The sequence below is a fragment of the Bacteroidales bacterium genome (assembly GCA_018334875.1).
Classification (GTDB): domain Bacteria; phylum Bacteroidota; class Bacteroidia; order Bacteroidales; family UBA12077; genus JAGXLC01.
Window position 1 is genome coordinate 1 of record JAGXLC010000445.1, and the last position, 3,272, is coordinate 3,272.

The 3,272-nt window shown below is 38.9% G+C and carries 3 protein-coding genes; all 3 read left to right on the top strand.

The window, feature by feature from the left end; all coding sequences use genetic code 11:
- The first annotated feature begins 343 nt into the window (after positions 1 to 343).
- The 3 genes from KGY70_19550 (at position 344) to der (ending at position 3,272) form a co-directional block, all read left to right on the top strand.
- Entirely contained in the window at positions 344 to 844 is a 501-nt protein-coding gene (locus tag KGY70_19550) for a sigma-70 family RNA polymerase sigma factor (protein ID MBS3777399.1), read from the top strand.
- Between the two features lie 176 nt (positions 845 to 1,020).
- Positions 1,021 to 1,902: a GTPase Era gene (gene era / locus KGY70_19555; GenBank protein ID MBS3777400.1), complete on the top strand. Its 882-nt coding sequence runs from the start codon at positions 1,021 to 1,023 to the stop codon at positions 1,900 to 1,902.
- 62 nt (positions 1,903 to 1,964) lie between these two features.
- Positions 1,965 to 3,272: a ribosome biogenesis GTPase Der gene (der, locus tag KGY70_19560; protein ID MBS3777401.1), complete on the top strand. Its 1,308-nt coding sequence runs from the start codon at positions 1,965 to 1,967 to the stop codon at positions 3,270 to 3,272.

A 3,272-nucleotide genomic window follows, 5' to 3' on the forward strand; every position in this document is an offset into this window, starting at 1 on the left:
GCGGAGCAAGGTAGCCCCCGCATTACATTTTCTACATCTTTTTGCCTTCATCTCATTTCATTAACTTGTTGTGAAGTTTCCTAGATGCGGGTTTCATATGGTTAAATGTTTGTTTAACCTTGCGTTTGTAATTAAGTTCTTTTTTTAAACAAAATTAGGAAGAGATTATTATTTATAATAACCAGGAGAAAAAGACCCAAAAATCCTAATATTGGCTTTTTTTACCATTTTATCTTATTTAGAAAATAAAAATGTTTAAAAAAATTCCCGTGAAAATATTTGCATCATGTTTAAATATGTTTTATATTTGCTTAAACATTATACAACGAAAAAATCAATAACTATGAAGGCAACAGAATTCAATCAACAGCTTATAGAACTCGAAGACAAACTGGAAAGGTTTGCCATGAGTTTGACCTCAAACCATGAGGAAGCAAAAGATCTGCTTCAGGAAACTTATTATAAAGCCCTGGCCAACAGGGATAAGTTTGTAGGGCATTCCAATCTGAAGGCATGGACGTTTACCATCATGAAAAATACATTCATTAACAATTATCGTAAAAAACAAAAGGAGAATACACACAACGATAAAACAGAAAATAATTATTTTATCAACCAGTCTGAGGAAAGTACTACAAGCACACCGGACAGCGAGTATTCAATCATTGAAATCAACAGAAAGATTGAGGAATTACCCGATGAGTTCCGTGTTCCCTTTAAGATGTTCCTTTCAGGGTATAAATATAAGGAAATAGCAGAGGAACTGGAGCTTAAAATTGGTACTGTTAAAAGCCGCATATTCTTCACCAGGAAGAAATTATCGGAAAAACTTCAGGGTTACTGATCAATCATATAAACAGGAATAGTGCAAAAGGCTTCTTGACTCGTGTTAAGAAGCCTTTTGATTTCAATAGAGGGTTGTTTCCCGGTATTAACGATTTGAAATTTAGTTTAAAATTAAGGGAACCTGAAAATTTGTATTATTTTTGTGACTCTTAAAAAAATAAGGAAACATCCCAAATGGATAATAAAGCCGGATTTGTAAATATTATAGGTAATCCGAATGTAGGAAAGTCAACTCTGATGAATCAGTTGGTGGGCGAAAAGCTTTCGATCATCACTTCAAAGGCTCAAACTACCAGACATCGGATCATGGGGATTATAAGCGGGGAAAATTTCCAGATCATCTATTCGGATACACCCGGGATCATTGAGCCGCATTATAAACTCCATGAAAAGATGCTCCGGTTTATCGACCTGGCACTTGAAGATGCCGATATACTTTTGTATGTCACTGACATCAGGGAAAAATATGACAAGCACCTGGATTATATAGAAAAAATTAAAAAGACTGATATTCCGGTTATTTTGATTGTCAATAAGATTGATCTGGCACGTGAGAATGAGCTGGAGCCCATTCTTTCGAAATGGAAAAAGATGCTTCCCCACGCCCATATTATTCCTGTTTCGGCCCTTAAAGGCTATTATCTGCCGGAAGTTTTTGATAAGATACTGGAACTGCTTCCTGAGAATCCTCCCTATTATCCTAAAGATGCACTTACCGATAAACCTGAGCGCTTTTTTGTTTCAGAAATCATCCGGGAGAAGATATTCCTTAATTATGAAAAAGAGGTTCCTTATTCAACGGAAGTGCAGATCGAGGAATTTAAAGATACCGATCAGATACTCAATATAAGAGCCACCATTTATGTCATGCGGGATAGTCAAAAAGCAATACTGATCGGTAGCAGGGGAGAGGCCATCAAGAATATTGGTATCCGGGCCCGGGAAGAGCTGGAGGCCATTTACGAGAAGCAGGTGTTCCTCGATCTTTATGTTAAGGTACATAAAGAATGGAGAGATAAGGATGGTTTCTTAAAATCCCGGGGGTATAATGTTTAACTATTATTGGCAATGTAGGCACTGGAAAGAAACGCCTATATACTTTCAATTAAAGCTGTAGCATGGCAAAAGATACTGTGGCAATCCTGGGCAGACCAAATGTAGGTAAATCCACCCTTTTTAACAGGCTCACCGAATCAAGAAAGGCCATTGTGGATGAGGTGAGCGGTGTTACCCGCGACCGGCATTACGGGGTTGTTGAATGGGAGGGAAAAATGTTTAACCTTATCGATACAGGTGGATACATAGAACATACCGAGGATATTTTCGAGAAAGAAATCAGAAAACAAGTCAAAATTGCCATTGAGGAAGCATCGGTAATATTATTCGTTGTGGATGTTACCACCGGTATCACCGATCTGGACCAACAGATGGCTGATATGCTCAGGAAAATCGATAAAAAGGTCATTACCGTGGTCAATAAGGTTGATAATCTCCAGAGAAATTATGACGCCAATGTTTTTTACGGACTGGGGCTGGGAGATATATTTCCCATTACTTCGCTTCATGGATCGGGAACCGGGGATTTACTGGATGAAGTTCTTAAACATCTTGAACTGAAGGATCATGCGCCGGAAGAGGATATTCCGAGATTTGCGGTTGTAGGAAAACCCAATGTAGGAAAATCTTCGCTTGTTAATAATCTGATCGGAGAAGAAAGAAATATTGTGACTACGGTGTCCGGGACTACCAGGGATTCTTTATATTCCCGCTATACGAAGTTTCAGCACGATTTTTATCTTGTGGATACGGCAGGCCTGAGAAGAAAAGGAAAGGTGCACGAAGATGTAGAGTTCTATTCGGTGATGAGGGCCATCAGGTCTATAGAATATGCAGACGTATGCTTGTTGATGATTGACGCCACACAGGGCATTCAATCCCAGGATCTGAACATCCTTAAACTCATTCAGCAAAACCGTCGAGGGGTAGTCATGCTTGTCAATAAATGGGATCTGATAGAAAAAGACAGCGGAACCGCCAACGAATACACCCGCATGATCAAACGAAAAATCGCTCCTTTTCAGGATATTCCAATCATCTTTACCTCTGCAATTTACAAGAAGAGAATACACAGAGTTCTTGAAGAGGCTGAAAGGGTGTATCAAAATCGGATAAGAAGGATTAGCACATCACAGCTCAACAAGGTGGTAGAGAAAGCAGTGAATGGTTTCCCTCCTCCTGCTGTGCGGGGAAGATATATTCAGATCAAATACGCTACGCAGCTTCACACCCATGCACCTTCATTTGCTTTTTTTTGTAATTATCCCCAATATGTAAGGGAACCTTACAAAAGATATATCGAGAACGTATTGAGAAAGCATTTTGATTTTACAGGCGTTCCCATTCAGATATTTTTCAGAAAGAAATAA